18 protein-coding genes, 8 tRNA genes and 1 pseudogene are annotated in these 26,702 nt (G+C 67.8%); 23 read left to right on the plus strand and 4 right to left on the minus strand.

The window, feature by feature from the left end:
- The first annotated feature begins 102 nt into the window (after positions 1–102).
- The 3 genes and pseudogenes from Q9246_RS25155 to Q9246_RS25170 all read left to right on the plus strand — a co-directional run bounded on the left by Q9246_RS25155 (position 103) and on the right by Q9246_RS25170 (position 4,075).
- Positions 103–1,774 (plus strand): annotated as a pseudogene (locus Q9246_RS25155) (TerC family protein).
- 24 nt (positions 1,775–1,798) lie between these two features.
- A complete protein-coding gene (locus Q9246_RS25165; RefSeq protein WP_306394050.1) occupies positions 1,799–3,136 on the plus strand; it encodes a VWA domain-containing protein in 1,338 nt (445 codons plus the stop codon).
- 132 nt (positions 3,137–3,268) lie between these two features.
- Positions 3,269–4,075 carry a fatty acid desaturase gene (locus Q9246_RS25170; protein ID WP_306394052.1) on the plus strand — a complete coding sequence of 269 codons (807 nt, stop codon included), beginning with the start codon at positions 3,269–3,271 and terminating at the stop codon, positions 4,073–4,075.
- 3 nt (positions 4,076–4,078) lie between these two features.
- Here Q9246_RS25170 and Q9246_RS25175 read toward each other — a convergent pair whose 3' ends face one another.
- The 3 genes from Q9246_RS25175 to Q9246_RS25185 all read right to left on the minus strand — a co-directional run bounded on the left by Q9246_RS25175 (position 4,079) and on the right by Q9246_RS25185 (position 8,285).
- Positions 4,079–5,659, minus strand: coding sequence for a PepSY-associated TM helix domain-containing protein (locus Q9246_RS25175; protein ID WP_306394053.1), 1,581 nt, complete (start codon positions 5,657–5,659; stop codon positions 4,079–4,081).
- Between the two features lie 12 nt (positions 5,660–5,671).
- Positions 5,672–7,834, minus strand: coding sequence for a TonB-dependent receptor (locus tag Q9246_RS25180; RefSeq protein ID WP_306394054.1), 2,163 nt, complete (start codon positions 7,832–7,834; stop codon positions 5,672–5,674).
- A gap of 97 nt (positions 7,835–7,931) precedes the next feature.
- Positions 7,932–8,285 (minus strand): DUF2946 domain-containing protein, encoded by a 354-nt coding sequence (locus Q9246_RS25185; protein ID WP_306394056.1) that lies wholly within the window; start codon positions 8,283–8,285, stop codon positions 7,932–7,934.
- Positions 8,286–8,518: 233 nt separating this feature from the next.
- On the opposite strand from Q9246_RS25185, the gene Q9246_RS25190 reads away from it, so the two are divergent.
- The 20 genes from Q9246_RS25190 (at position 8,519) to Q9246_RS25285 (ending at position 24,638) form a co-directional block, all read left to right on the plus strand.
- Positions 8,519–10,132, plus strand: coding sequence for an ABC-F family ATP-binding cassette domain-containing protein (locus tag Q9246_RS25190; RefSeq protein ID WP_306394058.1), 1,614 nt, complete (start codon positions 8,519–8,521; stop codon positions 10,130–10,132).
- Positions 10,133–10,183: 51 nt separating this feature from the next.
- Complete coding sequence (gene waaF, locus Q9246_RS25195) at positions 10,184–11,206, plus strand: lipopolysaccharide heptosyltransferase II (protein ID WP_306394061.1); 1,023 nt, start codon at positions 10,184–10,186, stop codon at positions 11,204–11,206.
- A gap of 43 nt (positions 11,207–11,249) precedes the next feature.
- Complete coding sequence (gene rfaD, locus Q9246_RS25200) at positions 11,250–12,260, plus strand: ADP-glyceromanno-heptose 6-epimerase (RefSeq protein WP_306398268.1); 1,011 nt, start codon at positions 11,250–11,252, stop codon at positions 12,258–12,260.
- Positions 12,261–12,391: 131 nt separating this feature from the next.
- On the plus strand, positions 12,392–13,144 hold the full coding sequence (locus tag Q9246_RS25205; protein ID WP_306394063.1) for a TorF family putative porin: 753 nt from the start codon (positions 12,392–12,394) through the stop codon (positions 13,142–13,144).
- A gap of 100 nt (positions 13,145–13,244) precedes the next feature.
- Entirely contained in the window at positions 13,245–13,334 is a 90-nt protein-coding gene (locus Q9246_RS25210) for a potassium-transporting ATPase subunit F (RefSeq protein WP_306394065.1), read from the plus strand.
- A complete protein-coding gene (gene kdpA / locus Q9246_RS25215; RefSeq protein ID WP_306394066.1) occupies positions 13,334–15,070 on the plus strand; it encodes a potassium-transporting ATPase subunit KdpA in 1,737 nt (578 codons plus the stop codon). The genes Q9246_RS25210 and kdpA overlap by 1 nt, the downstream gene beginning before the upstream one ends.
- A gap of 25 nt (positions 15,071–15,095) precedes the next feature.
- Positions 15,096–17,195 (plus strand): potassium-transporting ATPase subunit KdpB, encoded by a 2,100-nt coding sequence (gene kdpB / locus Q9246_RS25220; protein ID WP_306394067.1) that lies wholly within the window; start codon positions 15,096–15,098, stop codon positions 17,193–17,195.
- A 9-nt stretch (positions 17,196–17,204) separates the two neighbouring features.
- Positions 17,205–17,789, plus strand: a complete 585-nt coding sequence (kdpC, locus tag Q9246_RS25225; protein WP_306394069.1) for a potassium-transporting ATPase subunit KdpC — start codon at positions 17,205–17,207, stop codon at positions 17,787–17,789.
- Positions 17,790–17,792: 3 nt separating this feature from the next.
- Entirely contained in the window at positions 17,793–20,501 is a 2,709-nt protein-coding gene (locus Q9246_RS25230; RefSeq protein ID WP_306394071.1) for a DUF4118 domain-containing protein, read from the plus strand.
- Positions 20,494–21,186 carry a two-component system response regulator KdpE gene (gene kdpE / locus Q9246_RS25235; protein ID WP_306394074.1) on the plus strand — a complete coding sequence of 231 codons (693 nt, stop codon included), beginning with the start codon at positions 20,494–20,496 and terminating at the stop codon, positions 21,184–21,186. Before Q9246_RS25230 ends, kdpE begins: the two co-directional genes overlap by 8 nt.
- Positions 21,187–21,433: 247 nt before the next feature.
- Positions 21,434–21,727: an acyl carrier protein gene (locus tag Q9246_RS25240; protein WP_306394075.1), complete on the plus strand. Its 294-nt coding sequence runs from the start codon at positions 21,434–21,436 to the stop codon at positions 21,725–21,727.
- Between the two features lie 62 nt (positions 21,728–21,789).
- The gene (gene gltX, locus Q9246_RS25245; RefSeq protein ID WP_306394077.1) at positions 21,790–23,181 is read left to right on the plus strand and encodes a glutamate--tRNA ligase; all 1,392 of its coding nucleotides are present in this window, start codon (positions 21,790–21,792) and stop codon (positions 23,179–23,181) included.
- A 323-nt stretch (positions 23,182–23,504) separates the two neighbouring features.
- Positions 23,505–23,580, plus strand: a tRNA-Ala gene (locus tag Q9246_RS25250).
- Positions 23,581–23,636: 56 nt separating this feature from the next.
- Positions 23,637–23,712, plus strand: a tRNA-Glu gene (locus Q9246_RS25255).
- A gap of 87 nt (positions 23,713–23,799) precedes the next feature.
- Positions 23,800–23,875: transfer RNA gene (locus Q9246_RS25260), tRNA-Ala, on the plus strand.
- Between the two features lie 37 nt (positions 23,876–23,912).
- Positions 23,913–23,988 (plus strand) — tRNA-Glu (locus Q9246_RS25265).
- A gap of 74 nt (positions 23,989–24,062) precedes the next feature.
- A tRNA-Glu gene (locus Q9246_RS25270) sits at positions 24,063–24,138 on the plus strand.
- Between the two features lie 74 nt (positions 24,139–24,212).
- Positions 24,213–24,287, plus strand: a tRNA-Glu gene (locus Q9246_RS25275).
- A 74-nt stretch (positions 24,288–24,361) separates the two neighbouring features.
- Positions 24,362–24,437: transfer RNA gene (locus tag Q9246_RS25280), tRNA-Glu, on the plus strand.
- Positions 24,438–24,562: 125 nt separating this feature from the next.
- Positions 24,563–24,638 (plus strand) — tRNA-Glu (locus tag Q9246_RS25285).
- A 96-nt stretch (positions 24,639–24,734) separates the two neighbouring features.
- Here Q9246_RS25285 and Q9246_RS25290 read toward each other — a convergent pair.
- Entirely contained in the window at positions 24,735–26,684 is a 1,950-nt protein-coding gene (locus tag Q9246_RS25290; RefSeq protein ID WP_306394080.1) for a S8 family serine peptidase, read from the minus strand.
- Between the last annotated feature and the right edge of the window lie 18 nt (positions 26,685–26,702).

Consider the following 26,702-nt stretch of genomic DNA (forward strand, 5'->3'; position numbering starts at 1 on the left):
GCGTCGGTTGACGTCGCGATTCGTGCCGGCGCCCGGGCCGGTTCTGGCTGGAAGCCGGCACGATCGCGTACAATGGCCCTTCCTTCACTACAAAACTCTCCAATGGAATGGCTACTTGACCCGAATATATGGGTCGGCTTGCTCACCCTTGTCGTGCTCGAGATCGTCCTCGGCATCGACAACCTGATCTTCATCGCCATCCTGGCGGACAAACTTCCCCCGCACCAGCGCGACAAGGCCCGCCTGCTCGGCCTCTCGCTCGCCATGATCATGCGCCTTGGCCTGCTTACGATGATCTCGTGGCTGGTCACGCTCACCACCCCGCTGTTCTCGCTCGGCACACTGGCGTTCTCGGGGCGCGACCTGATCCTGCTGATAGGCGGTATCTTCCTGCTGGCCAAGGCGACCATCGAGCTGCACGAGCGGGTCGAGGGCAAGTCGCACGTCCAGAGCGGCAAACGCGCCTACGCCAGCTTCGCCGCCGTGGTGGCGCAGATCATCGTGCTCGACGCCGTGTTTTCGCTCGACGCGGTGATCACCGCGGTCGGCATGGTCGAGCAGCTGGGCGTCATGATGGCCGCCGTCATCATCTCGATGGGCGTGATGCTGTTCGCCTCCAAGCCGCTGACGCGCTTCGTCAACGCCCATCCGACGGTCGTGGTGCTGTGCCTGAGCTTCCTCTTGATGATCGGCTTGAGCCTGATCGCCGAAGGCCTGGGCTTTCACATCCCGAAGGGCTACCTGTACGCCGCGATCGGCTTCTCGGTCGTGATCGAGTTCTTCAACCAGCTGGCGCGCCGCAACTTCGTCAAGCAGGAAGCGCACATCCCGCTGCGCGACCGCACCGCCGACGCCGTGCTGCGCCTGCTGGGCAGCAAGCGCGGCGCCGACCACCACGACGAACCGGTGGCCGAGGCGCAGGCCGCCGAGGAACCGGCGTTCGAGGCCGAAGAGCGCAATATGGTCAGCGGCGTATTGAGCCTGTCGCAGCGCTCGGTGCGCTCGATCATGACCAACCGCTCGGACATCTCGTGGATCAATATCGAGGACGACGCCGACACCATCCGCGCCCAGCTGCTGGCCACCCCGCACGGCTTCTTCCCGGTGTGCCGCGGCCAGCTCGACGAGGTAATCGGCGTGGCGCGCGCCAAGGACCTGATCGCCGACCTGACCCAGCATGGCGCGATCGACCAGGCGCATATCCGCGCGCCGATCATCATGCCCGACGCCAGCGGCGTGCTGAAGGTGATGGAGCGCCTCAAGCGCTCGCACGGCCAGCTGGTGATCATCGCCGACGAATACGGCACCCTGCAGGGCCTGGTGACGCCGATCGACATCCTGGAAGCGATCGCCGGCGAGTTCCCCGACGAGGACGAGCAGCCAGTGGTGCAGGAGCTCGGCCCGGGCCGCTGGCGCATCGACGGCACGGCCGACCTGCACTACCTGGAACAGGTGTTCGAGGTCGACGCCCTTGTCGGCGANGCAGCCAGTGGTGCAGGAGCTCGGCCCGGGCCGCTGGCGCATCGACGGCACGGCCGACCTGCACTACCTGGAACAGGTGTTCGAGGTCGACGCCCTTGTCGGCGACACCGACGACTACACCTCGCTGGCCGGCCTGATGCTGGAGCGCTTCGGCACCTTGCCGAAAGTGGGCGACGCGGTCGAGATCGAGGGCTTCCGGTTCGAGGTGGCGCAGGTGCTGGAGCGCCGCATCGCCACCGTGATCGCGAGCCGCATCGAGGACGGGTTCGACCGGGCGCCCGAGAACAGTTGACACGACGAGTGACGGGAGAACGACATGAAACAGCTGGAACGCGGCGAGCGCATGCCCCTGGCGGCGCTGGCTCCCGACGGTAGCCTGCAGGCCGGCCTGTCGGCGCGGGGGCTGGCGCTGGACTTCGCCTGCTTCGCGCTCGACGCCGGCGGCAAGCTGGCCGACGAGCGCTACATGACCTTCTTCAACCAGCCCGTCACGCCCTGCGGCGCCGTAGCGCAGGGCGGCGTCGGCGCCGATGCCGAGGGTTTTCACTTCCGCCTCGCCAGCCTGCCGGCCTGGGTCGAGCGGCTCAGCATCGTGGCCAGCACCGACGGTAATGCGGCGCTGTCGCAGCTGCAGGCGGGCAGCCTGCGCCTGGCCGGCGCTCAGGGCGAGTTCGCGCGCTTCGACTTCAGCGGCCGCGATTTCGCCGGCGAGAAGGCGGTGATGCTGGGCGAGCTGTATCGCAAGGATGGCGGCTGGCGCTTCATGGCGGTCGGTCAGGGCTTCAATGGCGGCCTGGATGCGCTGGTGCGGCATTTCGGCGGCGCTGTCGCGGATGAAGCGCCTACGCCGGCGCCGACGCCGGCGCCTGCCGCGCCGCGCACGGCGGCCGTCGACCTGGAAAAGCGCGTCGCGCAATCCGCCCCGCAGCTGGTCAACCTGGTCAAGTCGGCGGCGGTGTCCCTTGAAAAAGCCGGCCTGGCCCAGCATCGCGCCAAGGTCTGCCTGGTGCTCGACATCTCCGGCTCGATGAGCACCCTGTACCGCAAGGGCCTGGTGCAGCAGTTCGCCGAGCGCATCCTGGCGCTGGGTTGCCGCTTCGACGACGATGGCGAGATCGACGTGTTCCTGTTCGGCCGCAACGTGCACCAGGGCGCCCCGATGGGGCTGTCGAACTGGTCGAACTACATCCGGCAGGTCATCGACAAGCACCCGCTCGAAGGCGATACCCGCTATGGCGCCGCGATCGAGGCGGTGCGCCGGCACTACTTCCCGGACGGGCGCGGCGGTGAGCGCAAGACGGCGCTCAAGGCCGAGGTGCCGGTGTACGTGATGTTCGTGACCGACGGCTCGACCTCGGACAAGCCGCTGACCGAGCGCCAGCTGCGCTGGGCCAGCCGCGAACCGATCTTCTGGCAGTTCATGGGCATTGGCAAGGGCCGCAAGTCCAGGTCCAAGGCGCTGGCCAGCTTCGCCGACTCCGATTTCCCGTTCCTGGAAAAACTCGACGAACTCGATGGCCGCCTGATCGACAATGCCGACTTCTTCTCGGTGGCCTCGCCCGACGAGCATTCGGATGGCGCGCTGTACGACCTCCTGATGAACGAATACCCGCAATGGGTGAAGGAAGCCCGCCAGCGCGGCATGATCGGCTGACATCGATGGCGGCCATGGTATTAATAGAAGGGTAAAAGCCTTTCTATTCCTGCATTGGTCGCCGGTCGGCGCACGTTATTCTTTCCCTATCGTCAGGACGTCAAGACGTCGCATACACCAGGGAGAATTACCGTGTTCGAAGGATTTATCCAGCTCAGCCCAACAGGCGTCGCGCTGACCATGGCAGGGTCGTATATCATGACCGTCTTCGCCAGCGAACTGTATCTGCACCGGTCGCGCAGCCACCGCGCCGTGACCTTCCATCCCATGCTGTGCCAGCTGTTCCGCATGTGGATCTGGCTGACCACCTATGGCGTCACCGCCAAGACCTGGGTCGCGGTGCACCGCAAGCACCATGCCAAGTGCGATACCGAGGAAGATCCGCACAGCCCGCGCATCCACGGCTTGTGGACCATCCTGGGCAAGGGCACGCTCCTGTACCGCAAGGCGGCGCGCGACGCCGACCTGGTAAAGGCCTACGGCGTCGGCATCAAGGAAGACTGGATGGACCAGCACCTGTATACGAAGCACCGCTTCCGCGGCGCGCTGTTCTTCCTGGCGGTCGAACTGCTGGTGTTCGGTCCGGCCTACGGCTTCATGATCTGGCTGTTCCAGCTGTCGATCCTGCCGTTCTGGGCCTCGGGCTTCATCAACGGCATCTTCCACGTGGTCGGCTACCGTAACTTCCAGACCAAGGAAGACTCGCGCAACTTCTTCCCGATCGGGATCATCTTCGGCGGCGCCGAACTGCACAACAACCACCACGCCAACCCGGCCTCGGCCAAGCTGTCGATGAAATGGTGGGAATTCGATTCAGGTTACCTGGTGCTGCGCGTGCTGTCCCTGCTGCGCCTGGCCACGATCAACCGTGTCGACCGCCTGCCAAGCGGCGAGCAGCCGCAGCCCGCCCGCCATGTGGCGGGCGTCGCCGGCCAGTAAGCGTCAGGACACGCCAGCCACTTCCCCGCGCTGCGCGCCCGCGATCGGTGCGTAGCGCGCCTCGCGCAGTTTACGGCCCAGCCTTCTCCAGCCGATCACCACGCCCGTCACGCTGAGCAGGGCGCCGCCCAGGCTCAGCACGATCAGTACCAGGTCCCATAGCGGACGCCGCTCGAGCAGCGGCAGCCAGTCCCAGGAATGCAGCATCGCGAACAGCCAGCGGCTGGTGCGCTTGCCGCTGTCCAGCCGCCCGAGCACGGCGCCCGTATGCGGGTCGAGGTGGACCCAGGTCGCGTGCGGGTCGTCGAACACGATGCGCAGGATCGGCAGCGGTTTCATGCCGCCGCCCGTCATCGTGTGCGCGTCGCGCGCGTAGTAGTACAGGTCGTAGTCGCGTAATTGTTCGACCCGCGCTACCGGCGCCGGCAGCAGGCGCGCGGCGGCCTCGCGCAGCGCCGCCACCTCCAATGTCACGGCGCGCCCGTCGCGGCTGCCGATCACCTGGGGCGCGCCGCCGGCCGCCTGGGCCAGCACCCGGTTCTCTCCCAGCACCCGCGTCCAGCGCAGCTCGCGCACCGCGCCATTCGACGCCGCCAGCAGGGCCTGCGGCGCCGCATCGTCGGGGCCGAGCAGCAGCTGCCCGCCCTGCAGCGCCTCCATGCGCAGCTTCGGCGCGCCGGTATCGAAGATGCGCCACGGGTTCATCGACATCAGGCCGCTGAAGATCCAGGTGATCGTCACCAGCGCGAACAGCAGGCCCGTGATGTGATGCCAGCGCATCATGGCGCCCGGATAGGGCGTGCGCGCGCCGCTGCGGTAGGGCTTGCGAAAGCGCCAGCGCAGGATGCCGGCCACGGTGCCGGTGAGCGCCATCGCGATGCCGAGGATGGACAGCCAGTTGACGATGTCGGTCCAGTAGGGCTCGAAGGCGTTGCCGCGCAGCGGATACAGCCAGTGGATCCAGGCGCCGGCGTAGTTCCACACCTGTTCGGTGCGGGTCGCGTCGCGCACCACTTCGCCGCTGCGGCCCGAGATATAGAGCAGGGTGCGTTCGGCGTCGCCCAGCGCCACCTTGTGCAGCGGGCGGTGCGGATCGAGCGCGCGCGAATGGGTGAACGCGTCTTCGTCTATCGTGCCCTGGTAGTCGAGCCCGACGTCGGGCCCGGCATAGGCCCGGGCGCTGGCCAGCGCATGCGCCTCGCCCACCGCCTGCAGGCGCTGGCCGCTGACGGCATCGATCACCACCGCGCCGCTGTCCCTGGGCGGTGGCTTGTGGCCGGCCTGGGCATCGGTGCGGGCCGGCGTCGCCACATAGACCGGCCGGCCGGCGCTGGACGCGGCCAGGCGCAGCTCGTCCAGCGGCCCGGCGATGCCGGCCGCCGCCAGCGCGCGGGCCGGCGCCAGCAGCTGCGCGTCCGCGTCCAGGCGCGGCAGGTGCTGCAGGCGTTCGGCCTCGGTCAGCTTGGGATAGCCGACGTACATCATGACGATGCCCGAGGCGAACCACATCGCGAACAGCAGGCAGATGCCGATGCCGAGCCAGCGGTGGACCAGGAACAGCCAGCGTTTCAATCGTGATCCCATCGCGCGCTCCCGTCAGAAGGCCATGCGCAGCGCCACGTCGGCCGTGCGCGGCGCGCCGAGATAGGCCATCGCGCTGCTGACGTTGGCCGCGTACAGCCGGTCGGTGAGGTTGCGCACCCGCGCCTCGAGCGCCAGGCGGCGGTCGATCTGCCAGCGCAGGCCCAGGTCGACGAAGGTGTAGGACGGCCAGTACATCGTATTGGCCGCATCGGCATACACCTTGCCGACCCGGCGCGCGCCGACGTGGGCCTGCACGGTTGGCGTGAACGCATACGACAGCCACAGGTTGGTCACCGTCTTCGGCGTATTGGTCGGCGTCTTCCCTGCCAGCGAGACACCACCCTGGTAGTAGTGCTCGTACTCGGCATCGACCCAGGTGACGTTGCCCTGCAGCGCCAGGCGCTTCGTCGGCTGCAGGCCCAGGGACAGCTCGACCCCTTGCGCCGACTGTTCGCCGACCAGGAAGGTCACGCCGCCGCGCTCCGGGTCCGGGGTCGCGATGTTCTTGCGCGTGATGTGGTAGGCGGCGACGGTCGCCGTGCCCTTGCCCTGCCAGAAATCGCCCTTGGCGCCGACTTCGGCCTGGCGGCCGGTGGTCAGCTCGTTATTGGTCAGCACGTCGCCGAACGAGGCGGTGGACAGCACGCCGGATGGCGGATCGGCGGCCGTCGCGTACTGGGCGTAGAGGTTCATTCCGGGAGTGACGTCCCACACCAGGCCCAGGCGGCCGGTGGTCGGGTTGTAGCTGCGCGAGAATTTCGCCGGCGCGGTGGCGGTGACTTCGCGCCGGTTGACCAGGTCGAGCGCGATGCGTTCGTGGCGCAGGGCGGTGACCAGGTTCAGGGTCGGCAGCAGCGCGGTGCGGTTCTCGACGTACAGCGCGGTGGTCTTGACCTCGTTGTCGCGGTCGGGGCGGAAGCCCGGCCGCACATTGGGCAGGTCGAAGAAGTGCTCGGTGACGAAGTGGTAGGGATCGACCGTGGCCACGGTGGTCACGGGGCTGTTCGGATAACGGGTCTGGCGGTTGATGCTGAAATCGACCCCGAACGCCCAGTCGCTGCGGCGCTCGCCGATGCGGCCGCGGTAGACGCCGTCGATGCGGTCGCCCACCAGGGTCTGGTCGTGGCGCTGCAGCAGCACGCCAGATCGGTTCACGGCCGTATTCGACGGGTTGAAGCGGTAGGTCTCGACGTTGCGGTAGTCGCGCAGCGCATCGTAGACGTAGAAGGTGTTGGTGAACTGCAGGGCGTCGTTCACCTTCCAGGCGCCGATCGAGCGCAGCCACTGCACGCGCTGGTCGTAGACGCCGTCCGCGGCATTGAAGTTCTTGAAGCGGGTCCCTTCGTCGATGCGCAGCTTGCCCCCGACTGGGTTCAGGTAGGGCGTGCCCCAGTAGGGGCGGTCGACGTCTTCCTGCTGGAATTCATAGGCCAGCGTATGGGTGACGCCGCGCCCGAAATCGGAGCGCAGCGAGACCGCCAGCTGGGTCGCGCGGCGCTCGACGCCATCGACCCAGCTGTCGCCGTCGCGGTGATTGAGGTCGATGCGCGCGTAGTGGCCGTCGCCCACGCGGCGGTTGAGGCCGACCGAGGCTTCCTTCAGCGCGTCCGTGCCAAGGCGCAGCCGGCCCTCGGAGAATTCGCGTTCGACCGCCAGCTTGGTGACGTAGTTGATCGAGCCGCCGACGGCGCCGGAGCCGAACAGGAAGCTCGACGGGCCGCCGATCGCCTCGACCCGGTCGACGATCCAGCTGTCGACCGGCCGCGCGGCGATCGAATACTGCACATTGATGCCGTTGAACAGCTGGCTGACCGAGCCGCTGCCGAAGCCGCGGTAGCTGACGCCGATGCTGCCGGGGGCGTCGTGGGCGGTCACGCCGGGGATGGCGCGCAGGATCTCTTGCGTGTCCTGGGCGCCGCGCACCTCGATCAGGGCGCGGTCGACCACGGTGACGCTGGCCGGCGTCTCGCGCGGGCTCAGGCCCAGGCGGCTGGCGGTGTCGCTCGGCGTGTCGAGGTTCAGCAGTCCGTTGGCGCGCGGCGCGGTGGCCGTGATTTCGACGGTGGGGATGGTGGTGGCCGGGGCGTCGGCCTGGGCCTGGAGGTGCCAGGCGCCCAGGGCGCAGCCGAGGGCGAGCGCCAGCCTGCGCGGCTGGAGGTGAAAGCGTGTCTTCATTGCGAATCCTGTGCGCGCGAAGCTGCATCCTCGCGGCGTCGCGCATGGTCTGCCTGCGACGCGTGAAAGCGTCACAGGAATCGTGGTAAGGGACGGATCAGGACAATGAAGACGGCGGCCCGCGCGATTGCGTGGGCGTCCAGGCGTGCTGCGGGCGCGGCGCGCGGTAGAACAGGGGCGGGTAGGGATCGCGCTGCTTGTCGAGCACCAGCAGCGGCAGGGTTTGCAGCGGCGGCGCCAACGGGGTGTGGTGGTGCGAGCAGCATAGCTCGCAGTGCGACATGTCGGGCACGGCCGGCGCATCGGTTTGCGCGCCGTCGTCGATCACCATCACGTGGCGCGTGCCGCTGGCGCTGCAGATCTCGGTGATCCAGGCCGCAGCCGGCTGCTGGGTGGCGTGGGCCACGGCATGGGAAATCGCCGGCACGAACAGGCCGAACAGGAAAGCCACAAGGACTGTCCAGCCATACAGCGTTCGGGTTGTTCGGAGCCTGTGCATGTGAAAATTATAGTCTTGCTGGCGCGGTGGCGCGCACGGGTGGTCAATTTGTCCTGCCGCGCCAACCCTGCTACCATTGACCTTCATTTCCCAGGGAGCGCGCGCGTGTAATACCTCATCGATGCCATTTTTCCGGTCTTCCCAGCCATGCTGCGGAAGCGTCAAGGCATCCTTGGAGTCTTTATATGACGCATCCCATTCTAGCGCTCGACGGCGTTTTCCTGAATCTGCCCGACGGCAGAGCCCTGTTTTCAAACCTGCATCACGGGTTCGACCAGCGCCGCACCGGCCTGGTGGGCCGCAACGGCGTCGGCAAGTCGATGCTGGCGCGCCTGCTGGCCGGCGAGCTGGCGCCGAGCGCCGGCCGTGTCCTGCGCGGCGGCCGCGTCGCTTATCTTTCGCAACAGGCGGGCAGCGGCCAGGCGGCCTCGGTGGCCGAACTGGCCGGCATCGCCGCGATCACCGACGCCCTGGCGCGCATCGAGGCCGGCAGCGCCGATCCGCGCGATTTCGATGCGGTCGGCGAACACTGGGACATCGGCGCGCGCCTGCGCCAGGCCTGCCAGGCGCATGGCCTGCCGCAGCTCACGCTCGACACGCCGGTGGCGGCGCTCAGCGGCGGCGAGGCGATGCGGGTGGCGCTGGTCGGCGCCACCCTGTTCGATCCCGACTTATTGATCCTCGACGAGCCGAGCAACCACCTCGATGTCGAAGGCCGCGCGGCGCTGCTGCGCCAGCTGCAGGCCTGGCATAAAGGCTTGCTGGTGATCAGCCATGACCGCGAACTGCTGGACGCGATGGACTGCATCGTCGAGCTCTCGGCCGACGGCCTGCGCGGTTATGGCGGCAACTACGCCTTCTACGAGCAGGCGCGCCGCCAGGAGCAGGAGGCGGCCCAGGACGCGCTCGGGCATGCGCGCCAGGAACTGCGGCGCGACGAGGCGGCGCGGCGCACGCAGCGCGAACGCCAGGCGCGGCGCCAGGCGCGCGGCAGCCGCGACGCCAGGGACGCCAACCAGGCCGCCATCCTGCTCGGCCGCGGCAAGGACCGCAGCGAAGGCAGCGCCGGGCGCCTGCGCCAGCAGCACGAGGCCACGCGCAGCGGGCAGGTCGAGCGCGTGCGCGAGGCCGCGCAGCGGGTCGCCGCCGACGCCGCCGTGCGCATCCACGCGGCGGCGGTCGACACCGCATCGCAGCGCCGCGTCGCGCGGCTCGAGGCGGCCGTGCTGCCCTGGGTGGCGCCGCCGCTGGACCGTATCGACCTGACCCTGACCGGCCGCCAGCGTGTGGGCCTGGTCGGGCCAAACGGTAGCGGCAAGTCGACCCTGCTCAAGGTGCTGGCGGGCCGGCTCGATCCGCTCGCGGGCGCGCGCAGCCTGCCGGCGCACGTCGCCTATCTGGACCAGGGGCTGGGCAGCCTCGATCCGCGGCGCGCGACCCTGGACCAACTGCTGGACGTGAACCGCGGCGCCGGGCAAGACCTGCTGCGCACCTGGCTGGTGCAACTGGGCCTCGATGCCGGCGCGGTCACCCGGCCTGCGGGCCTGCTGAGCGGCGGCGAGCGGCTGAAGGCGGCCCTGGCCTGCGCGCTGTACGCCGATCCGCCGCCGGCCCTGCTGCTGCTGGACGAGCCATCGAACCACCTCGACCTGCGCTCGCTGGCGGCGCTCGAGGCGATGCTGGACGGTTACCAGGGGGCGCTGGTCGTGGCGTCGCACGATCGCGTGTTCCTGGAGAATATCGGGCTGACGCATCGCCTGGCTGTGCTGGACGGCGGCTGGCGCCTGGAGGAATCCTGAATCGCCCGCGATTGCTATAATCCGGGGCTGACACACCACCCGAAGAACACCATGTTGCGCACCCTCGTGATTTCCCCGAACTGGATCGGCGACGCCGTCATGGCCCAGCCGCTGCTGCGCCGGCTCAAGGAGCGCGAACCCGGGCGGCCGATCGACGTGCTGGCGCCGACCTGGGTGGCGCCGGTGTGGCGCGCGATGGCCGAAGTCGATACCGTGATCGAGTCGCCGTTCAAGCACGGCGCGCTGCAGTGGAAGGAGCGCAAGGCATTCGCGAAGATGCTCAGGGCGCGCGGCTATGCCGACTCGTATGTGCTGCCGAATACCCTGAAGTTCGCCCTGATTCCCTGGCTGGCCGGGATCCCGAAACGGGTCGGCTACAAGGGCGAGATGCGCTATGGCCTGGTCAATGTGATGCACCACGACGACAAGGCGGCGCCGCGGCCGATGGCCCAGTTCTACCAGGCGCTGGCCGATGCGCCGGTGCGCGCCTTGCCGCGTCCCGAGCGCCTGCCCGAGCCGGCGATGACGGTGGCCGCGGGCGAGGCCGAGGCCGCGCTGGCGCGCCTGCAGCTGCCCGCCGGCGTGCACGTCGTGTTTGCCCCGGGCGCCGAGTTCGGGCCGGCCAAGCGCTGGCCGTCGGCCTATTTTGCCGAGCTGGCGCAGACCATCCTGGCCAACCGGCCGGACGCGCAGATCCTGCTGCTCGGCTCTCCCAAGGACCGCGCGGTGTGCGAGGAGATCACGGCCATCGTGCCGCAGGCGCACAACCTGGCCGGCTCGACCTCGCTCAGCGAAGCGATCGCGCTGATCTCGCGCGCCAGCGCGGTGGTGACCAACGACTCGGGCCTGATGCACATCGGCGCGGCCCTGGGACGGCCGGTGGTGGCGATCTATGGTCCCACCGACCCGCGCCACACGCCGCCCTTGTCGCAACTGGCGCAGATCCTGTGGCTGCACATCGAATGCTCGCCCTGCCAGCAGCGCGAATGCCCGCTGGGGCACCAGAACTGCATGAAGCAGATCCTGCCACTCGATGTGTGGCAGCCCTTGCAACCCATGCTTGCCGGCGCCTGAGGTGTCATGACCGCGACGGCACGAACAATTTGAAGAGGACTTTATTATGATTCTGGTTACCGGCGCCGCAGGCTTCATCGGCGCGAACCTGGTGCATGCGCTGTCGCAGCGCGCGCCGTTCAGCGTCTTCGCGGTCGACAATATGTCGCGTCCCGAGAAGTTCCACAATATCGTCGACGCCGAGATCGCCGACTATGCCGATAAAGAGGACTTCCTGGTGCGCCTGAAGGCGGGCGAATTCGACAACAAGTTCACCGCCGTGCTGCACCAGGGCGCCTGCTCCAACACGATGGAGACCGACGGCCGCTACATGATGAAGAATAACTACGACTATACGGTCGCCCTGTTCGAATTCTGCCAGCGCCAGGGCATCCCCTTCATCTATGCCTCGTCGGCCGCCGTGTATGGCGCCGGCACCGTGTTCCGCGAAGAGCGGCCGCTCGAGCGGCCGCTCAACGTCTACGGCTATTCGAAATTCCTGTTCGACCAGTACCTGCGCCGCTACTGGCAGGCCAAGGGCCAGGACGCCGGCAGCCAGGTGGTCGGGCTGCGCTACTTCAACGTCTATGGACCGCTCGAAGGGCACAAGGGCACCATGGCCTCGGTGCCGTTCCACCAGTACCACCAGTTCCTCAAGGACGGCAAGGTCAGGCTGTTCGGCGCCAACGAAGGCTACGAGGCCGGCACCCAGATGCGCGACTTCATCTACGTGGAAGACGTGGTCAAGGTCAACCTGTTCTTCCTCGATCACCCGGAAAAGCGCGGCATCTTCAACCTCGGCACCGGTCGCGCGCAGCCGTTCAACGACCTGGCCGTGGCCACGGTCAATGCGCTGGCCAACGAGGGCAAGCCGGCGCTGTCGCTGCAGCAGATCGTCGACCAGGGCCTGCTCGAGTACCTGCCATTCCCCGACAAACTGAAGGGCAAGTACCAGAGCTTCACCCAGGCCGATATCGCGGCGCTGCGCGCGGTCGGCTACGACGCACCGTTCACCGACGTGGCGACCGGCGTGGCGAAGTACATGGACTGGCTGCGCGCGCAACCGGCGCGCTGATCTTTATATCTCGTTTACACCGCGCCCTGCGCTTTATACCCGGTTTTTACGCCTGAATCGCTAACCTGCTCGTGTTCCATGCGGCGCCCTCGCGCGCCGCATGGCTTCAACCACAACCACGAGCAGGAACCATGAAAGCATCGATTCAAGCGCTCGCCGGCCTCGCGCTGGCGCTGACCCTGGCCGACACCGCCCAGGCCCAGGACCCCACTCCCGCATCCAGCATCAGCTGGAACGTCGCCGTCACCTCCGATTACCGCTACCGCGCCATCTCCCAGACCCGCCTGCGTCCCGCGCTGCAGGGCGGCGTCGACTACGTCCACGCGGACGGCTGGTATGCCGGCGCCTGGGCCTCGACCATCAAGTGGGTCGAGGACGCCGGCGGCGACGGCGAGGTCGAGATCGACGTCTATGGCGGCAAGCGCGGCGAACTGTCGCCTGGGCTGAGCTACGACGTCGGTGTGCTGCGCTACTTCTACCCGGACAACGGCATGGGCCGGTTGCCGGGCTGGGTCAACGCCCATACCACCGAGGTGTATGCGCAACTGGGCTATGGCCCGGCATATATCAAGTATTCGCACGCCACCACCAACCTGTTCGGCTTCGTCGACAGCGAGAACAGCGGCTACCTCGACGTCGGCGCCAACGTCGACGTCGGCAATGGCTTCACGCTGCAGCTGCATGCCGGGCGCCAGGAAGTGAAGAACAATCCCGCGTCCGATTACACCGACTGGAAGATCGGCCTGAGCCGCCCGTTCGCGCTGGCCACGGTCAGCGTCGCCTACCTCGGCACCAGTGCCAATGAGTTAGCCTATACCTCGCCGGTCAACGGCAAGTTCACCGGCCGCGACGCCCTGCAGCTGACCGTCAGCCGCACCTTCTGAAAGCGCACGCCATGGACCTCGTCTACCTCGGTGCGCTCCTGATCTTCGTCCGCCTGACCTGCCTGCTGGTGGCCGGTTGCGAACAAGCGGGAGGCAAGCCATGAACCTCTCCTACCTGGTCGGCGGCCTGGCCGCCGCCGCATTGCTGGTCTACCTGCTGGTGGCCCTGTTCAAGCCGGAGGCGCTGTGATGAGCCCCGAATTCTTCCTCCTGCTCGCCGTCTTCCTGGTGGTGCTGCTGGCGCTGGCCTGGCCGCTGGGCCGCTTCATCGCGCGCATCGCCGGCGAGGGCAGGGTGCCAGGCATGGGCTGGCTTGCCGGCATCGAAGGCGCGTTGTACCGCCTGGCCGGCCCCGCCGCCAGCGGCGCCCAGTCGTGGCGCGCCTATGCGCTGGCGCTGGTCGCCTTCAATACCGTCGGCGCGCTGTTCGTCTATGCGCTGCAGCGCCTGCAGGCCTGGCTGCCGCTCAATCCAGAAGGCATGGCCAACGTCAGCCCGGACTCGAGCTTCAACACCGCCATCAGCTTCGTCGCCAACACCAACTGGCAGGGCTATAGCGGCGAACAGACCATGAGCATCCTGACCCAGATGCTGGGCCTGGCCGGCCAGAACTTCTTCTCGGCCGCCACCGGCATCGCCGTCGTGTTCGCGCTGGTGCGCGGCTTCGCCGCGAAGTCGGGCGGCGCGATCGGCAACTTCTGGGTCGACCTGACCCGCTCGACCCTGTACCTGCTGCTGCCCCTGTCGCTGATCCTGGCCGTGTTCCTGGCCGGGCAGGGCGTGGTGCAGAACCTGGCGGGCCACGTCGATGCGCGCCTGCTCGAGCCGGTGACGTATACGGTCGATGCTACCGAGGCGCGTGCCGATACCCAGGTGATCCCGATGGGGCCCGTCGCTTCGCAGGAAGCGATCAAGATGCTGGGCACGAACGGCGGCGGCTACTTCAACGCCAACTCCTCGCATCCGTTCGAGAACCCGAATGCGCTGACCAACTTCGCGCAGATGGTCGCCATCCTCCTGATTCCGGCCGCGCTGTGCTTCGCCTTCGGCCACATGGTGGGCGACATCCGCCAGGGCTGGGCGGTGCTTGGCACCATGACCCTGCTGTTCGTCATCGCGGCGGTGGCCACCTTCGCCGCCGAGCAGCAGGCCAATCCGCTGCTCACGCAACTGGGCGTCGACCCGGCCGGCGGCAATATGGAAGGCAAGGAGACCCGCTTCGGCATCGCCGCCTCGAGCCTGTTCGCAGTGGTGACCACGGCCGCCTCGTGCGGCGCGGTGAATGCCATGCACGATTCCTTCATGCCGCTGGGCGGCATGGTGCCGATGGTGCTGATGCAGTTCGGCGAAGTGGTGTTCGGCGGCGTCGGTTCGGGCCTGTACGGCATGCTGGTGTTCGCGATCCTGGCGGTGTTCATCGCCGGCCTGATGATCGGCCGCACGCCGGAATACCTGGGCAAGAAGATCCAGGCCTACGAGATGAAGATGGCGGCGCTGGTGATCCTGGTCACGCCCTGCCTGGTGTTGCTGGGCACCGCGCTGGCCGTGACGTCGGCCGCGGGCACGGTGGGCGTGGCCAATCCGGGCGCGCACGGCTTCTCCGAGATCCTGTATGCGCTGACCTCGGCCGCCAACAACAATGGCAGCGCTTTTGCCGGTCTGTCCGCCAACACGCCGTTCTACAACACCCTGCTGGGCGTGGCGATGTGGTTCGGCCGCTTTGCCGTGATCGTGCCGGTGCTGGCCATTGCAGGCTCGCTGGCTGCCCGCCAGCGCCTGCCCGCCACCCCTGGCACCCTGCCTACCCATGGCCTCATGTTCGTCGGCATGCTGTCCGCCGTCGTCGTGCTGGTCGGTGTCCTCAACTACGTCCCGGCCCTGGCCCTGGGCCCGGTGGTCGAACACCTCCAGCTGTTCGGAGAGTGATATGAAAAATTCGATGGAAAATTCGATGGAACAATCTGTTCCCCAACATCCAACCCAGGCGCCACGCGGCTCCCTGAGCCTGTTCGATTCGACGCTGGTATGGCCGGCAGCGGTCGACGCCTTGCGCAAGCTCCATCCGCGCACCCAGTTGCGCAGCCCGGTGATGTTCGTGGTCTACATCGGCAGCATCGTCACGACGCTGCTCTGGGGCCAGGCGCTGGCCGGGCAGGGCGAGGCCCCCGCCGGCTTCATCCTGGCCACCGCCGTCTGGCTGTGGTTCACCGTGCTGTTCGCGAACTTCGCCGAGGCCCTGGCCGAAGGCCGCAGCAAGGCGCAGGCAGCCTCGCTGCGCAGCCTGCGCCAGAGCGTGAGCGCCAAGCGGCTGCATGAGCCGAAGCATGGCGCACCGTGGCAGGCCTGCGTCTCCACCGAGCTGCGCAAGGGGATGTTCTTCCTGGTCGAAGCCGGCGACGTCATCCCCGTGGACGGCGAAGTGGTCGACGGCGTGGCCTCGGTCGACGAGAGCGCCATCACTGGCGAATCGGCGCCCGTGATCCGCGAATCGGGCGGCGACTTCTGCGCCGTCACCGGCGGCACCCGGGTGCTGTCCGACTGGCTGGTGGTGCGGGTGTCGGCGAATCCGGGCGAGACCTTCCTCGACCGCATGATCGGCATGGTCGAAGGCGCGGCGCGCCAGAAGACGCCGAACGAGATCGCGCTGACCATCCTGCTGGTGGCGCTCACCATCGTGTTCCTGGTGGTGACCGTGACCCTGCTGCCGTTCTCGATCTTCGCGGTCGACGCCCAGGGCAGCGGCCAGGCGGTGACCATGACCGCGCTGGTCGCGCTGCTGGTATGCCTGATCCCGACCACCATCGGCGGCCTGCTGTCGGCCATCGGCGTGGCCGGCATGAGCCGCATGTTGCAGGCCAATGTGATCGCGACCTCGGGCCGCGCGGTGGAGGCGGCGGGCGACGTCGACGTGCTCCTGCTCGACAAGACCGGCACCATCACCTTCGGCAACCGCCAGGCCGCCGCCTTCCTGCCGGCGTTCGGCGCGACGGAAGAAGAACTGGCGGACGTGGCGCAGCTGGCGTCGCTGGCGGACGACACGCCGGAAGGACGCAGCATCGTGGTGCTGGCCAAGAACCGCTTCAATATCCGCGAGCGGGCGATGGAGGCCATGGGCGCGGTGTTCGTGCCGTTTACCGCGCAGACCCGCATGAGCGGCGTGGATCTGGGCACGCGTCAAATTCGCAAGGGCGCGGCCTCGGCGATCCGCCGCCACATCGAAGCGCTGGGCGCGCCCTGGCCGGGCGACGTCGAACGCAGCGTCGACGAGGCCGCGCGCCGCGGCAGCACGCCGCTGGTGGTGGCCGACGGTAGCCGCGTGGTGGGCGTGGTCGAACTCAAGGACGTGGTCAAAGGCGGCATCCGCGAGCGCTTCGCCGAATTGCGCCGCATGGGCGTCAAGACCGTGATGGTCACCGGCGACAACAAGCTGACGGCGGCGGCGATCGCGGCCGAGGCGGGCGTCGACGACTTCATCGCCGAAGCGACGCCGGAAGAAAAACTGGCCCTGATCCGCCGCTATCAAGCCGAAGGCAAGCTGGTGGCGATGACCGGCGACGGCACCAACGACGCGCCGGCGCTGGCCCAGGCCGACGTCGCGGTGGCCATGAACTCGGGCACCCAGGCGGCCAAGGAAGCCGGCAATATGGTCGACCTGGATTCGAACCCGACCAAGCTGCTCGAGATCGTCGAGATCGGCAAGCAGATGCTGATGACGCGCGGCGCGCTGACCACCTTCTCGATCTCGAACGACATCGCCAAGTATTTCGCGATCGTGCCGGCGATGTTCTTGGCCACCTACCCGGCCCTGGAGGCGCTGAACGTGATGCAGCTGGCCAGTCCGGCGTCCGCCATCATGTCGGCCGTGATCTTCAACGCCCTGATCATCGTGTTCCTGATCCCGCTGGCGCTGCGCGGCGTGCGCTACCGCGCGATCGGCGCGGCCGCGCTGCTGCGCCGGAACATGCTGGTCTATGGCCTCGGCGGCCTGCTGCTGCCGTTCGCCGGCATCAAGCTGATCGACATGGCGCTCGTCGCCCTCAACCTGACCTAAGGAGTTCGCATGCAATCGATTCTTCGCCCCGCGCTGGTGCTGTTCGCGGCGCTTACCCTGGCCTGCGGCGTGCTGTATCCGCTGCTGGTCACCGGCGTGGCCCAGGCCGCGTTTCCGGCGCAGGCCAATGGCAGCCTGGTCGAGCGCGATGGCCAGGTGGTTGGCTCGCGCCTGATCGGCCAGCCGTTCACTGCGCCCGGCTATTTCTGGGGCCGTCCCTCGGCCACCGCGCCGATGGCCAACAACGGCGGCGGCTCGGGCGGCTCGAACCAGGGCCCGCTCAACCCCGCATTGCAGGAAGCCGTCAAGGCGCGAATCGCGGCGCTGCGCGCCCTCGATCCGGCCAATACGGCGCCGGTGCCGGTCGACCTGGTGACGGCGTCGGCCAGCGGCCTCGATCCCGAGATCAGCGTGGCGGCCGCGCGCTACCAGGCGGCGCGGGTGGCGCGCGCGCGTCAACTGCCGGCCGAGGAGGTCAATGCCCTGGTCGAAACGCATACCGAGCGGCCTTTCCTGGGTCTGTTCGGCGAGCCGCGCGTGAACGTGCTGGCGCTGAACATGGCGCTGGACGGTGAAAGCGGGCATACTCGCTGAACCATGCCGCACGATCCACAGCGACCCGATCCCGACGCCCTGCTTGCCCAGATGCGCGCGGACGAGCGGCGCGCCGCGCGCGGCCGGCTGCGCATCTATTTCGGCGCCTCGGCCGGCGTCGGCAAGACCTACGCCATGCTGCAAGAGGCGCGCAAGCTGCAGGCGGAAGGCAAGGCGCCGCTGGTCGGCGTGATCGAAACCCACGGCCGGGCCGAGACGGCGCGCCTGCTCGACGGCCTCGAGCTGCTGCCGCGGCGCCGCGTCGATCACCGCGGCCGCCAGCTCGATGAATTCGACCTCGACGCCGCGCTCGCGCGCGCCCCCGGCGTCATCCTGGTCGACGAGCTGGCGCATTCCAATGCCCCCGGCTCGCGCCATCCCAAGCGCTGGCAAGACGTCGAAGAGCTGCTCGACGCCGGCATCGACGTGCTCACCACGGTCAACGTCCAGCACCTGGAAAGCCTGAACGACGTGGTCGGCGGCATTGCCGGCATCCGCGTGAGCGAGACTGTACCTGACCGCGTGTTTGACGCCGCCGACGAGGTGATCCTGGTCGACCTTCCGGCGGATGCGCTGCTGGCGCGCCTGAAAGAGGGCAAGGTCTACCATCCGCAACAGGCCGAACGGGCGGCCGGCAACTTCTTCAAGAAGGGCAACCTGATTGCGTTGCGCGAACTGGCGCTGCGCCGCACCGCCGACCGGGTCGAGGGCGACGTGCGCGCCTGGCGCGAGGCGCAGTCGGTCGAGGTGATCTGGAAGACCGGCGCCGGCCTGCTGGTGTGCGTCGGCCCCGGCGCACATGCCGAGCACGTGGTGAGGAGTGGCGCGCGCATGGCGTCCCAGCTCGGCGCCGGCTGGCATGCGGTGTACGTCGAGACCCCGCGCCTGGCGCGACTGCCCGATGGCGCGCGCCAGCGCATCATGGACACGCTGGCGCTGGCGCAAGACCTGGGCGCCACCACGGCCGTGCTGTCCGGCGACGAGGTCGCCACGCTCACCATCGAATACGCGCGCGACCACAACCTGTCGCGCATCGCGCTCGGCCGCGCCGGGTCGCCGTGGCGCAGGCGCCTGGCGCGCCGCCTCGCGCGCCAGGCGCCGGGCATCGACCTGGTCGAGATCGGCCAGCCGGCGGTGCCGCCCGCACCCGTGGCCACGTCCGCGCCCGATGCCGGCGCGCGGCCACGCCGGCCGCTGCTGCCCCATGCGCTGGCGGCCGGCGCCAGCATCCTGGTCGCGATCCTGGCCACGCCGCTGCGACCCTGGCTCGATCCGGTCAATATCGTCATGCTGTTCCTGCTGGTGGTGCTATTGACGGCGATCCGGTTCGGACGCGCGCCATCGGTCACCGCCACCTGCGTCGGCGTGGCCGCCTTCGATTTCTTCTTCGTGCCGCCGCGCTTCGATTTCGCCGTCACCGACGTGCAGTACCTGGTCACGTTCGGGGTGATGCTGGCAGTGGGCCTGGTCACCGGCCACCTGGCCGCCGGCCTGCGCTTCCAGGCGCGCGCAGCCAGCCGGCGCGAACGCAGGGTGCGCGCACTGTACGAATTCGCGCGCGAACTGTCCGGCGTGCTGGCGGCTTCGCAGGTATTCGAATCGAGCCGCGCCGTGATCCAGAACGCTTTCAATGCGCGCGCCACCCTGCTGGTGCCGGATGCCGACGGACGGCTCGGCATGCCGCCGGCGGACGACGGCGGCCCGGCCGCGCCGCTGCCGCCGAACGTCGATCCAGGCGTGGCGCAGTGGGCCTTCGACCATGCGCGGCCGGCCGGTCTGGGCACCGACACCTTGCCGGCCAGCGGCCTGTTCTACCTGCCGCTGGTGGCGCCGATGCGCACCCGCGGCGTGCTGGCGATCGAACCGGAGGGCGGGCGCTGGGTGCTGGTCCCGGAGCAGCGGCGCCAGCTCGACGCGCTGGCGGCGCTGGCCGCGATCGCGCTCGAGCGCGTGCATTACGTGGAGGTGGCGCAGGCGGCCCTGGTGAACATGGAGTCGGAACGCCTGCGCAACTCGCTGCTGGCGGCGCTGTCGCACGACCTGCGCACGCCGCTGACGGCGCTGGTCGGGCTGTCCGAGTCGCTGCTGAGGGGCGAGTCACTGGCGGAAGCGCCGCGGGCGCTGGCCCAGTCGCTGCACGATGAGGCGGTGCGCATGGCCACTCTGGTGGCGAACCTGCTCGACATGGCGCGCATCGAGAGCGGCGAGGTACGCTTCAACCTGGAGTGGCAGGCGCTGGAAGAAGTCGTCGGCAGCGCGCTGCGCGCCTGCGGCGCCGCGCTGGGCGCGCACGTGGTCGCGGTGCGACTGGCGCCGGATTTGCCGCTGGTGCGCTTCGATGCGGTGCTGATCGAGCGGGTGTTGTGCAACCTGGTCGAGAATGCAGCAAAATACACGCCGAGCGGCTCGCGCATCGAGATCGAAGCCGCCCGGCGCGGCGCCTGGATCGACGTCACGGTCAGCGACGACGGCCCCGGCCTGCGTCCTGGCAGCGAAGAAGCGGTATTCGAAAAATTCACGCGCGGCGAACGCGAGTCGGCCTTGCCCGGCGTGGGCCTGGGCCTGGCGATCTGCCGCGCGATCGTCGAGGCGCACGGCGGCACGATCCGCGCCTGCGCCTCGCCACTGGGCGGCGCCGCTTTCGTGTTCGCGCTGCCGGCCGGCACGCCCCCCGCGCTCGACATGCTCTCAATGGAAAGAGACGATGACTGACGCTCCCTGCGCCTTGCTGGTCGAGGACGAACCGCACATCCGCCGCTTCGTGCGCGCGGCCCTGGAACAGGAGGGCTGGCAGGTGCACGAGTCGGTGAGCATGGCGCGCGGCCTGATCGACGCCGGCACGCGCCGCCCGGACCTGGTGGTGCTCGACCTCGGCCTGCCCGACGGCGACGGCATCGACTTCATCCAGGACGTACGAAAATGGTCGACGGTGCCGATTATCGTGCTGTCTGCGCGGGTAGCCGAATCCGAAAAAATCCGCGCGCTCGACGCCGGCGCCGACGACTACCTGACCAAGCCCTTCGGCACCGGCGAGTTGCTGGCCCGGGTCCGCGCCACCCTGCGCCGCCAGCGCAAGGCCGCCACCGGCGGCGACGAGACGATCCGCTTCGGCGAGGTAACGATCGACCCGCAAGCACGCGCCGTCACCCGCGCCGGCGCCCACGTGCACCTGACCCCAACCGAATACCGCCTGCTGTCGGTGCTTGCCGCCAACGCGGGAAGGGTGATGACAGCCCCCCAACTCCTACGCGCCGTCTGGGGCCCGGGCCACGTCGAGAGCGGCCACTACCTGCGCATCTACATGGGCCACCTGCGCCACAAACTCGAACCCGACCCCACCCAACCCCGCCACCTGCTCACCGAAACCGGCGTCGGCTACCGCCTCTGGCTCGGCTAACCTTTCCCCCACCCCATTTCTCAACAATGAGGGTCAGAGTAGAATTCTTTGATAACATTCGAATATTGTCAGTTAATTCGACTTTGACCCTCATTGATATTCTCAAAAGGCGCTTACCCACCAATTAGGGTCAGAGTCGAATTCTTTGACAACTTTAAGGAATTGCCCAATAAATCTACTCTGACCCTCATTAATTGTTCAGTATCGTGCGATCATATTCCTCGTCGTAGCTGGCCCGGCGCAGCCAGTGGCGCCGGCCGCGCCGGCGGCGGAGCTGGACGATACACGGGCCCTGGTGCGGCGCTGCCTGCTGTGCGGCCTGGATGGCGGCGTCGAGACGCTGGGCGACGACCAGCCCTTCGCCGAAGTGGGGCTGGACTCGCTGTCGGCGCTGCCGGTGGCGCTGGAGCTCGAACGCCAGACCGGGATGACGGTCAATGCCGAGCTGTTATATGAATACCAGACGGTGGCCCTGCTGGCCGCCTATCTCGACGCGCGGCGGGCGGCGGGGGCGCCAGAAGCAGGCGTGGCGGGCGCTTGAGCGATGCTGCCGCGGGCAGGGCAACGGGGTAGAATACGCCTTTTACCTGATTGCTTTCCGCCATGACCGTCCGCACCCGTTTCGCTCCCAGCCCGACCGGCTACCTCCACCTCGGCGGCGCGCGCACCGCGCTGTATTCCTGGGCCTATGCCCGCCACTTCGGCGGCACCTTCATCCTGCGCATCGAGGATACCGACCTCGAACGCTCGACGCCCGAGGCGGTGCAGGCGATCCTGGACGGCATGAAGTGGCTGGGCCTGGAGCACGACGAAGGCCCGTTCTACCAGATGCAGCGCATGGACCGCTACCGCGAGGTGGTCAAGGGCATGCTGGACGCCGGCACTGCCTACCTGTGCTACTGCTCTCCCGAAGAAGTCGAGGCGATGCGCGAGCGCATGCGCGCGGCCGGCGAGAAGCCGCGCTACGACGGCACCTGGCGTCCTGAACCCGGCAAGACCCTGCCCGCCGTGCCGGAAGGCGTCAAGCCGGTCGTCCGTTTCAAGAATCCGCTCGATGGCGAAGTGACCTGGGTCGACGTGGTCAAGGGTCCGATCACGATCGGCAACAAGGAGCTGGACGACCTGGTCATCGCGCGTCCCGACGGCACCCCGACCTATAACTTCTGCGTCGCGGTCGACGACTGGGACATGCAGATCACCCACGTGCTGCGCGGCGACGACCACGTGAACAATACCCCGCGCCAGATCAACATCCTGCGCGCGCTCGGCGCCGAGCTGCCGCAGTACGGCCACCTGCCGATGATCCTGGGCGCCGACGGCCAGAAGCTGTCCAAGCGCCACGGCGCGGTGAGCGTGATGGAATACCCGGAGCAGGGCTATCTGCCGGAAGCGATGTTGAACTACCTGGCGCGCCTGGGCTGGAGCCACGGCGACGATGAGATCTTCTCGATGCAGCAGTTCACCGAGTGGTTCAACCTGGAGCACCTGACCGCGTCGGCGGCGCAGTTCAATCCCGAAAAGCTGGGCTGGCTGAACAACCACTATATCAAGCAGACCGACAACGAACGCCTGGCGCAGCTGGCGCTCGCGAAGCTGGAACGCGACGGCGCGCGCTTCGACGGCGCCCCGGCCTTGCCGACCGTGCTGGGCCTGATGAAGGAGCGGGTCAACACGATCAACGAGCTGGCCGATGCGGCCATGCTGTTCTACCGCGATCCGCAACCGGATCCAGAGCTGCTGGCCCTGCACCTGACCGAGGCCGTGCGCGCCGCGCTGGCGACCTTCGCCGAACGCTGCGCCACGGTGGAGTGGAACAAGGCGGCGCTGGCGGCCATGATGAAGGAAGTGCTGGCCGCCCACAGCCTCAAGATGCCGCAACTGGCCATGCCGCTGCGCCTGCTGTTGACGGGCCAGCTGCAGACGCCGGCGATCGACGCGGTGCTGGAGCTGTTCGGCCGCGAGGTCGTGCTGGCGCGGGTGCAGAAGGGGCTGTAATTCGGAGGTCGTGAGTGATGTGTAGCGTGGACGGCTTCGCCGTCCACGCGGTGATAGTTATCGGCTCCGCTTTCGCGCCGGATGATCTGGCTGCCAACCATCACCGCGTGGACGGCAGAGCCGTCCACCCCACCACCGCGTAGAGTGATTCGATCCAGTGGACCGAATCACGAGCCGTCCATCGAAATGTAGATGAACACGGTATAGACGTTTAAAGCGTCTAAGCAATATATCGGCCGCCAAATGAAGTCCTGCACAAACGCTAAAAACGGACTTTGCGAAATGCAAGGTCGTCCTATATAATGCTCGCACTTCAGCGCTGCGGGGGTATAGCTCAGCTGGGAGAGCGCTTGCATGGCATGCAAGAGGTCAGCGGTTCGATCCCGCTTACCTCCACCAACTCTGAAGTGGCAGTAAGGTAGTAGAGCAGTAAAAGCAGCAAACGGTTGTTCCCGGTCCCTATCGTCTAGAGGCCTAGGACATCACCCTTTCACGGTGAGTACCGGGGTTCGAATCCCCGTGGGGACGCCAGGTAACTGGCAAGGATGACCGGACGAAGGCAGCGCAAGCGGCACTAGTCGAAGCAGTAGCAGTGTAGTAAAATGTTGTTTTCTCGTAGGGGGTATAGCTCAGCTGGGAGAGCGCTTGCATGGCATGCAAGAGGTCAGCGGTTCGATCCCGCTTACCTCCACCACGATGGAAAACAGCAAGCAGTTTTGGAAGTTACTAGGGTCCCTATCGTCTAGAGGCCTAGGACATCACCCTTTCACGGTGAGTACCGGGGTTCGATTCCCCGTGGGGACGCCAAGAATTTGGCAATGCGCCGCCCCAGCGGCGGCGCATGCAAGGTAGTCGGTAGTTTAAGGGTTGGGCAGGTTTAGGTCCCCATCGTCTAGAGGCCTAGGACATCACCCTTTCACGGTGAGTACCGGGGTTCGAATCCCCGTGGGGACGCCAAGAATTTGGCAATGCGCCGCGCCAGCGGCGGCGCATGCAAGGTAGTCGGTAGTTTAAGTTTTGTGCAGTTTTAGGTCCCCATCGTCTAGAGGCCTAGGACATCACCCTTTCACGGTGAGTACGGGGTTCGAATCCCCGTGGGGACGCCAAGAATTTGGCACTGCGCCGCGCCAGCGGCGGCGCATGCAAGGGAGTCGGTAGTTTAAGTTTTGTGCAGTTTTAGGTCCCCATCGTCTAGAGGCCTAGGACATCACCCTTTCACGGTGAGTACCGGGGTTCGAATCCCCGTGGGGACGCCAGCTTAAAACCGGAGTAGACCAACGCGCATGCGCGGAGAGGTGCTCCGGTTTTTCTATTGTGCTGGTATATTCAGGCCATACGGCTTGAGCGGTTCGGCAGTAAAGTAGCAGCAATACAGTTTTAGGTCCCCATCGTCTAGAGGCCTAGGACATCACCCTTTCACGGTGAGTACCGGGGTTCGAATCCCCGTGGGGACGCCAGACAGAAAGCCGGAGCCGGCCACGCGAGTGGGGCTCCGGTTTTTTTTGTTCTGCGCGTCCGTGCCGCGCATCCTTTGTCATGGATGCCGGCCGCCGTCACCATCCGGAAGGCCGCAATCCGCCAAATGGATACTGCATGGCGACTGCCTGTCCAGGCGCGTTCGTGCCGGCTGGTCCCGTGCCAACGCCCATCCCCATCCCCATCCCCATGCGCGCCCCATCGCCCAGCGCCGCGGCAAACATGCCTGCCGGAATGCCGAACCCGGCGCTCACAGCCTGCCACGCCATTCCAGGCTGCGCCACCGGCAAGCCCAGCGCCACCAGGGCATCCGGCAAGCCGTAGCCGATCCGGTTCGGATCGCTCAGCGTGACGGGACGCGCGCTCATGCGCAAGACTTGGAACAGGCGCTCGACCCGTTCTGGCGAGCGCGGCAGCGCCATGGACTGGAATTCGGGCCGGTGCGCCAGCACCAGGGCGGCCAGGCCGGTGACGTGGGGCGCTGCCATCGAGGTGCCGTCCCAGGCCGCGAAGTTATTGGGCGGCACCGACGACACCACGGCCACGCCCGGTGCGCAAACGTCGACCTGCGGACCGAAGCAGCTGAACCTGGCCGTGAAGTAGCCTTGCATATCGACGTCGCTACCGATGGTTTCGGCGTGATAGCTATCTGGCGGAAACTCCCCGATCTTGCCGATCGCCGCCACCGCCAGCACGTGCGGCGACGATCCCGGGTACTGGACGGCCGCGGCCGAGTTGCCGGCGGCGGCGATGCAGGCGACGCCGGCCTGCTTGGCGCGCACGATCTGCCGCTCCAGCGCCTCGGAAGGCGAGGATCCGCCCAGGCTCATGTTGACGACGTCGATGCCTTGCTCGATGCAGTATTCGAGCGCATCGATCAGCTGGCTGACCTGGCCGCCGGGGAACAGCTTGCAGACGTGGATCTCGGCCTCGGGCGCGAAGCCGCGGATGCCCCAGGCCGGATCGGCCGCTGCGATCACGCCCGCGCAGTGCGAGCCGTGTCCGAGCGTATCGACGTTCCAGGTGGAGCGGTCGACTTTCTTGTTGATGACGTCGAAGCCGGCGCGGATCTGGTTGAGGTTGTCGTGCGTGGTGGCGGCGCCGGAATCGATGACGGCAACCTTGACGCCGCGGCCGCGGAATTGCTGCGGCACCTGGTCGAGCCGCATGGCGCGCGCGCCCCAGCCCATGGCGGACTGCTGCGGCATGCCGCGCAGCGCCGGCCAGTCGGCCAGCGGACGCAGCATGACGACGTTCGGTTCGTCCAGGCTCAGGTCGGGGTCGCGCTGGTAGAGGCTCCAGTAATCGGTGCGCGGCTTGACGTAGAGGCCGCTGATCGTGTGCGCATCTTCGCCGTACAGGCGCAGGCGGGCGACGCCGTCCGGCCCGGTGACGGCCGTACTGGGCAGTGCGCCGCCGAACAGCGAGACCTCGACCTCGGGCAGCGGCGCGCCGCCGCTGCCGACCACGGCCAGCAACAGCTCGGCCTGCGGCCCCTGGTAGGGCGTCAGCGAACTGACCAGGTCGGGGCGGCGCAGCATCGGGTCGAGCAGTTCGAGGTGCTGGTCGCGCTCGACCAGCAACTGGCCCTGGCCGCGCTGCAGCAGTTCGCCGGCTTTCTGGTCGGTCATGCGCGCCACCACGACGCCATCGGTCGCGTCGCCCATGGACGCGGGGCCGAAGCCGGCCGGCGCCATGCCGCCGCGGGTGGCGATGGTGTCGACCACGTCGATGTCGGGCAGGGCGTTCAGCGCCTGCTGCACGGCCGACAGGCCCAGCGGAGCGGCCCAGCTGCTGACGCCGAAGGCGCCGCCGGGCGCCGTGCGCGGAGCGACCAGGTACTTCTTCTTGCGCTCGGCGACGGGGCGGCCGCGCGCGATGGCGGCGGCGCTGGCGGCGGCGCTATCCGCGCCGCTGTCCCTGGCGCCCTCGGCCGCGGTGCGCTTGCTCCCGTTGCCGCCGGTGGCAGGGGTGGCGTCGGGCGTCTCCTGGGCTTCGCCGGCGGCGCTTTTCGTATGTTTTGGCATATCGTGTCCTTTGCCCGG

Source organism: Telluria beijingensis (assembly GCF_030770395.1).
In the GTDB taxonomy this organism is placed as follows: Bacteria; Pseudomonadota; Gammaproteobacteria; order Burkholderiales; family Burkholderiaceae_D; genus Telluria; species Telluria beijingensis.